The organism is Gemmatimonadales bacterium, assembly GCA_035502185.1.
Lineage (GTDB): Bacteria > Gemmatimonadota > Gemmatimonadetes > Gemmatimonadales > JACORV01 > Fen-1245.
Genome location: DATJUT010000006.1, coordinates 21,508 through 28,439, shown reverse-complemented (window position 1 = coordinate 28,439; position 6,932 = coordinate 21,508). Strand labels below are relative to the sequence as shown.

Genomic DNA, 6,932 nt, shown 5'->3' with positions numbered 1-6,932 from the left:
ATGAAGCGTGAGAGGTGAGGGGTGAGAAGTGAGACGGGGAAGTGAGAGGAGAGAGGCGAAAGGCGTGAGAGGTGAGACCTCACTTCTCACCCCTCACCCTCACCTCTCACGCTTCACGCGGCTCACTTCTGACTTGAACGTCTCACCCCTCACCTCTCACCTCCCACCCTTCAGGGTTTCTCCGGCCACCTCATCAGCCGAATTCCATCCGGGTCGATCACGGCGTACGCCCTGTCCCTCACCCACTGTCCCGCATTCAGGTAGAATCGGCCCGGCGCGTGCTCCACCAGCCGCGCCCGGTGGGTGTGCGCCATCACCACCAGGGCCAGCTCGGGCCGCCGGTCGAGCAGCGCGCGCGCATACCGCTCCTGCGCCGCCGCCGCCCGGTCCATCGCGGCTTCGGTGCGGTTCGCTTCGGCCAACCCCCCCGAGAGACGGTCCGCCAGCCAGAAGCCGATGTCCGGGTGCAGCGCACGGAACACGCCGACGGTGATGGGGTGACGCGTGACCCGGTGGATGATGCGCCCGCCGAGCTTGGTCTCGGTGAGCCCGTCGCCGTGGATCACCCACGCCCGCCGGCCGGCCAGCTCCAGCTCCGCTCCCTCCCGATGGAACGGGATGCCGAGGTCGCGCCGCCAGAAGGAGCCGCCCCAGCGGTCGTGGTTGCCCCCGAACGCCTCGACCGACACCCCCTGCTGGATCAGGGCCGCCAGGCGCGCCAGGGTCCCGAACGGCCGGCGCGGAATGACGAACTTGTACTCGAACCAGAAGTCGAACAGGTCGCCGGTGATGACCAGGCGTCGGGTGAAACCGGGGAGCGCGGCGAGGAAGTCGTGGAACGCCGACTGGTCGCCCGGGTCGGCCGCCCCGAGGTGCGAATCCCCGACCACCACGACGCGTTCGGCGGTGGCGCCCGTGCCGGGGTGGGATCCAGCGGGCGGCGCGAAGAGCGGTTCGCTCACTGGTCTGCCTCCGTCCGGCGCGCTCACGCGGGGACAAGATGCCCGCGCCTCCGAGAGGGCGCAAGCGTTTGCGGCATTTGACTTTTGCTGCGGGAGCACCTATCGTAGCACCGGACGTTCCCAATCCGTGCTACATCTGGAGGAGCCATGCCACTTGAAGCACTTGGGCTCATAGAGACCAAGGGCCTCGTCGGCTCGATCGAGGCGGCCGACGCGATGGTCAAGGCCGCCAACGTGAAGCTGATCGGCAAGGAGAAAGTGGGCGGCGGGTACGTGACCGTGATGGTGCGGGGCGACGTCGGGGCGGTGAAGGCCGCCACGGACGCCGGTGCCGCGGCTGCCGAGCGGGTCGGCGAGCTGGTGTCGGTCCACGTCATCCCGCGGCCGCACGCGGAACTCGAGCTGATCCTCCCGAAGGGCGCCGCGGAGTAGCCCCGTGTCCTGGACCGAGCAGGCCCTCGGCCTGATCGAGACCAGGGGCCTGGTGGGCGCCGTGGAGGCGGCCGACGCCGGCCTGAAGGCGGCGCCGGTCGAGCTGCTGGGCACCGAGCGCGTGGACGCCGGCCTGGTCACGGTCCTGTTCGCCGGAGATACCGCCGCCGTGAAGTCGGCGGTGGACGCAGGCGCCGCCGCCGCCGAGCGGGTGGGCGAGCTGGTGAGCGTGCACGTCATTCCGCGGCCCGATCCCCAGCTCGAGGCGATGGAGCACGACGAGGAGGAAGGCGGGGCGGGCGCGGCGCCGCGCCGCCCGCCGCAGCGCCTCGAGGACATGAAGGTGGTCGAGCTGCGGCACCGCGCGCGTCAGACCCCGGACTTTCCGCTCAAGGGCCGCGAGCTCTCGCGCGCCAATCGCGATGAGCTGCTGGCGCTGTTCCGGCGGCTGGGGCACGCCACCTAGAGCCCTTCGGAGACGCCGGTGGATCGCGATCTCGCATCGGTCCAGGAGGCCCGCGACCTCGTCCGTCGCGCCGACGAGGCTCAGCGGGCCTTCGCACGCGCGTCGCAGGAGCTGACCGACACGGTCGTCGAGGCGATGGGCCACGCGGCGTCGGCGGAGGCCGAGCGGCTCGCACGGCTGGCGGTGGACGAGACCGGGATGGGCCGGTTCGAGGACAAGATCCTCAAGAACCGCTTCGCCGCGGACGACGTGCTCCGCTACATCCTCCCGCTCAAGACCGTCGGCGTGATCCGCGACCTGCCCGAGATCGGGGTCCAGGAGCTGGCCGTGCCGATGGGGGTGGTCGCGGCCCTGATCCCGACCACCAACCCGACGTCCACCGCCATCTACAAGGCGCTGATCAGCGTCAAGGCCCGCAACGCGATCGTGATGTCACCGCATCCCCGGGCGGTGAAGTGCATCGGCGAGGCCGTGCGGGTCATGGCCGAGGCCGCCGAGCGGGCGGGCGCGCCGCCGGGCCTGGTGCTGGCGATGACCGATCCGGCGCTCGAAGGCACGCGCGAGCTGATGCACCACCGGCTGACCGCGGTGATCCTGGCCACGGGCGGCTCCGACATGGTGCGCGCCGCCTACAGCTCGGGCAAGCCGGCCTTCGGCGTCGGGCCGGGCAACGTGCCGGCGATCGTCGAGCGCACGGCGGACGTCGCCAAGGCCGCCAGGGACATCGTCAACGGCAAGGCGTTCGACAACGGCGTGCTGTGCTCGGCGGAGAACTCGGTGATCTGCGACGCGCCGGTGGACGGGGAGGCGCGGCGCGAGCTGGCGCGGCAGGGGGCGCATTTCGTCACCGGCGACGACCGCGCGCGCCTCCAGCGCGCGATGCAGGACCCGCGCACCGGCGGCATCTCGCACGAGATCGTGGGGCAGACGGCGACGGTCATCGCCGAGCGCGCGGGCATCCGCGTCCCGCCTCAGGCCCGGGTGCTGGTGGCGGAGTGCCGAGAGGTGGGGCGCGAGGAGTTCTTCTCGCGCGAGAAGCTCTCGCCGGTGCTGGCCTACTACGTCGAGAACGGCTGGGAGGCGTGCTGCGAGCGGAGCATCGAGCTGCTCCAGTACGGCGGGGTGGGGCACTCGCTGGCGATCCACTGCCGCGACGAGCAGGTCATCCGCCGCTTCTTCGAGGAGAAACCGGCCTTCCGGATCCTGGTCAACACGATGGCCGCGATGGGCGCCACCGGCTACACGACCGGGCTCGCGCCGGCGATGACCCTGGGGCCCGGCACCATCGGCGGCAGCAGCACGTCGGACAACGTCAGCGCGCTGCACCTGGTCAACATCAAACGGCTGGCCCGGGAGATCAGACCGTATGTTGGTGGGCGGGGCGCAGAGCAGTTGCCAGACGGCAAGGTGGCAGTGGTTGGCAGTCCGGAGGGCAAGCGGAAGGCAGAAGCGGCTCCTGCCCACTCTGCTCCGTCCTCGCCTCCGCTGACCCCTGCCGACGTGCAGCGGATCGTGGACGATTTCCTGCGTGCCCATCGCCGAGGTGCGGCATGAACAAGAACGAGCTGGAAGGGCTCTCGGAGAAGATCGCCAGCCGGCTCGCGGGAGCCGGCGCCCGCGGGTGGGTGCCGGGCCCGGTGCGGCCGGAGCCGCCCGGCCGTCCGACGCCGGGCGCCCTGCCGCCGTGGGCGGGCGCGGCCCAGGCGCTGTCCGACGTGGGGCCGATCCGCCGGCCGTCGGGGCATCCCCGCCACCGGCCGGAGTACCCGGCGCTGGTGGCGGCGGTCCGGCAGGCGGCGGCGGGACGCGGGCCCGCGCCGCTGCCCTCGGGCTCCGGGGCGGGCGCCGCCCGCGCCGCCACGGCGAAGAGTCCGCGCGAGGTGCCCATCGGCGTCTCGAAGCGGCACCTCCACGTGTCCGAGCGCGACTTCGCAACCCTGTTCGGCACCGGAAAGGCCCCGACGCCGCAGCGCGGAATCACGCAGCCCGGCCAGTTCGCGGCCGCCGAAACCGTCGCGATCGCCGGCCGCGCCGGCCGGATCGAGGGCGTGCGCATCGTCGGACCGGCTCGCGGCCAGACGCAGCTGGAGCTGTCGCCGGGGGATTGCCGGGCCCTGGGCATCACGGCGCCGGTGAAGGTCTCGGGCCGGCTCGAGGGCTCGACCGGCGGGGTCACGCTGGAGGGACCGGCGGGGAAGGTGACGCTGGAGACCGGCGTGATCGTGGCGCAGCGGCACCTGCACGTCGCGCCCGCCGACGCGAAGGGGCTCGGCGTGGCGGACGGCGACGTGGCGGCGGTGGAGTGCGGGCCGGCGGGCCGGCGCGTGACCCTGCACGACGTGGTGGTGCGGATGGGGCCGTCGCACGCGACGGAGCTGCACCTGGACACCGACGAGGCGAACGCGGCGCAGGTGGCGAGCGGCGACCGCGCCCGGCTGGTGGCGGTGGCGCGGGCCTCCCGCCCCGGTGCGCGGCGGCGGCCGCTCCTGGTCGAGCGTGACGTGGCGCTGCTGGCCGCGCGGGGCGAGGTGCTCGACGCGAGCGGCCCGTACCTGGTGACGCCCGCCGCGCGCGACCGGGCCAAGGCGCTGGGCGTGTGGCGCGAGACGTCGTGACGGAGCGGCGCGAGTCGTCGGTCGAGTTCCGGGTCCGCTACAGCGAGACCGATCAGATGGGCGTCGCCTACCACGGTCACTACCTGGCGTGGTGCGAGATGGCGCGGACGGAACATATGCGGCGGCTCGGGGTCCGGTACCGTGATCTGGAGGATCGCGGAGTCCGGCTCGCCGTCTCGGAGGCGCACGTGCGGTTCGCGAAGTCGGCGCGCTACGACGACCCGCTGCGGGTGTCGGCGTGGCTCACGGCCGTGGCGTCGCGCCGGCTGGCCTTCGGCTACCGCATCGAGCGCACCGACGACGACGCGGTCCTCGCCACCGCCGAAACCGCGCTCGTCTCGATCGACGGCACCGGACGCCTGACCCGTCTGCCCGACGACGTGCTGGCGCACCTCGAGGAGCTGATGGATGCGTGAGGCCGGCTGGATCCTCGTGGCGGCGCTGGCGGCGGGGTCGGCAGGGGCCGCGCCCGCGGCGGCGCAGGACTACGGTCAGGTCACCGTGCTCGCGCAGCTGCTGCAGCTCGAGGACCGGCGGGAGTTCGACCTCGCGGCGCTGCAGCGTGCCGCCCAGGACCCCGACTCGCTGATCCGCGCGCAGGCGGCCGTCGCCGTCGGACGGATCGGCGACCACGCCGGCGTGCCGCTGCTGCTCACCCTGCTCGACGACCCGGACACCACCGTGCGGACCCAGGCCGCCTTCGCGCTCGGGATGCTGCGCGACAGCGGAGCCGTGGAGGAGCTGGCGCGGCGCGTCGGCGCGCTGCCCGACACCGCGGCCACCCCGGACCAGCTGGAGCTGGTGACCGCGCTGTGCAAGAGCGGCGGCGACGTCGCCGCGGGCGCCATCGAGACCCTGCTGCTGCGACACCCGCCCTCCCGCGCGCCCGTGGACGGGGCCACCGGCGTCGCCCTGCAGGAGGCGTGGCGGCTCGGCCGCCGGGCCCCGGCCGCGCGGCTGGTGGAGTACCTCCGCATCGGCTCGGGCTGGTGGCGGCGCAACGCCGCCTACAGCGTCGCCCGCCTGCGCCTCGCGGCCGGAGCCGGCGCGTTGCTCGACGCGGCGGGCGATCCGGACGACGTGACGCGCAGCTACGTCGCGCGGGCGCTCACCGCGCCGCTCGCCGACTCGGCGGGGATGGCGCGGGCCGCGTTCGAGGGCGTCCTCGCCCGGCTGGTGGCCGATTCGGTCGCCCAGGTGCGGATCACGGCGCTCCGGTCGCTCGCGACCTTCCGCGATTCCTCGCTCGCCGGGCTGGCGCAGTCCCGAGTGGTGGACCGGGATCCCAACGCGGGCATCCAGGCCATCGCCACGCTCGGCGCCCTCGGTGGGTCGCGCGCCGTCCCGGTCCTCGAGGAGCGCGTCGCGCAGGGAGGCACCTTCGCGGTGCGGCGGGCGGCGCTCCTGGCCCTCGCGCAGGCCGCGCCGCAGCGCGTGGCGGCGGCGGGCGCCGGCTGGCGCAGCGACGCCGACTGGCGGCTGCGGGCCGCGCTGGCCGAGGCGCTCGGCGCGGCGGCCACGGACTCGGCGCGGATCGTGCTCGCGGCGCTGGCCGCCGACTCCGACGCGCGCGTGACGGAGACGGCGCTGGCGAGCCTCGGCGAGGCGGTCCCCAGGGGCGATGCCGCGCTCCGCGCGCTGGCGCGCGCGAAGCTCGCCCATCCGGATCCGGAGGTGCGCGCCGCGGCGACCGACCTGCTGGACCGGGAGCAGGATCCCGCGCTGGTCCCCGACTTCGTGGCGGCGTACCGCCGGGCCGACCGCGACGCGATGGACGACGCGCGGCTCGCGGCCATCCGGGCGCTGGCCGACGTCGCGGCCGTGGACGCGGCCTCGCGCGGACGGGTGGAGCGCGAGTTCCTGGCGGCGGTGCCCCGCAGCGCCGACTACCTGGCCCGGCGCGCCGTGGCCGACGGATTCGGCGCCGCGGTGGCGCGGCGCTACTGGGGCGACCCGTACCCCGTCGAGACGGGCTTCGGCGTCGCCGACTACCGGGACCTCGCGGCCCGCCTGTTCCTGCCCGCGCTCCAGGGCGGCCCGCTGCCGCAGGTCTCCGTCGAGACCGAGCGCGGCACCCTGGTGCTGATTCTCTACGCGGCGGACGCGCCGCTCACGGTGCAGAACTTCCTGCGGCTGGTGGGCCGCCACTACTTCGACGGCAGCCGCTGGCACCGGGTGGTGCCGGCCTTCGTCATCCAGGACGGCGACCCGCGCGGCGACGGGAACGGCGGACCCGGGTGGGCGATCCGCGACGAGATCAACCTGCGCCGCTACGTCCGCGGCACCGTGGGCATGGCGCTGTCGGGCCCCGACACCGGCGGCTCGCAGTTCTTCATCATCCACTCCCCGCAGCCGCACCTCGACGGCGGCTACACGGTGTTCGGCCAGCTGATCCAGGGCGACGACGTGCTGGATCAGATCGTGCAGGGAGACCGCATCCGCCGCATCTCCCGGTAG

General features: G+C 74.1%; 7 protein-coding genes. 6 read left to right on the top strand and 1 reads right to left on the bottom strand.

The window, feature by feature from the left end; all coding sequences use genetic code 11:
- Window positions 1-170: 170 nt before the first annotated feature.
- Window positions 171-962, bottom strand: a complete 792-nt coding sequence (locus tag VMF70_00520) for a UDP-2,3-diacylglucosamine diphosphatase (protein HTT66484.1) — start codon at window positions 960-962, stop codon at window positions 171-173.
- A 147-nt stretch (window positions 963-1,109) separates the two neighbouring features.
- Between VMF70_00520 and eutM the strand changes: the two genes are divergently transcribed.
- The 6 genes from eutM to VMF70_00490 are packed head-to-tail and all read left to right on the top strand — an operon-like array spanning window position 1,110 to window position 6,932.
- Window positions 1,110-1,394, top strand: coding sequence for an ethanolamine utilization microcompartment protein EutM (eutM, locus tag VMF70_00515; protein ID HTT66483.1), 285 nt, complete (start codon window positions 1,110-1,112; stop codon window positions 1,392-1,394).
- Between the two features lie 4 nt (window positions 1,395-1,398).
- Window positions 1,399-1,860, top strand: coding sequence for a BMC domain-containing protein (locus VMF70_00510; GenBank protein HTT66482.1), 462 nt, complete (start codon window positions 1,399-1,401; stop codon window positions 1,858-1,860).
- Between the two features lie 18 nt (window positions 1,861-1,878).
- A complete protein-coding gene (locus tag VMF70_00505) occupies window positions 1,879-3,414 on the top strand; it encodes an aldehyde dehydrogenase family protein (GenBank protein ID HTT66481.1) in 1,536 nt (511 codons plus the stop codon).
- Window positions 3,411-4,475: a phosphate propanoyltransferase gene (gene pduL, locus VMF70_00500; protein ID HTT66480.1), complete on the top strand. Its 1,065-nt coding sequence runs from the start codon at window positions 3,411-3,413 to the stop codon at window positions 4,473-4,475. Before VMF70_00505 ends, pduL begins: the two co-directional genes overlap by 4 nt.
- Window positions 4,457-4,891 (top strand): thioesterase family protein, encoded by a 435-nt coding sequence (locus tag VMF70_00495; GenBank protein ID HTT66479.1) that lies wholly within the window; start codon window positions 4,457-4,459, stop codon window positions 4,889-4,891. Before pduL ends, VMF70_00495 begins: the two co-directional genes overlap by 19 nt.
- Window positions 4,884-6,932: a peptidylprolyl isomerase gene (locus VMF70_00490; GenBank protein ID HTT66478.1), complete on the top strand. Its 2,049-nt coding sequence runs from the start codon at window positions 4,884-4,886 to the stop codon at window positions 6,930-6,932. The genes VMF70_00495 and VMF70_00490 overlap by 8 nt, the downstream gene beginning before the upstream one ends.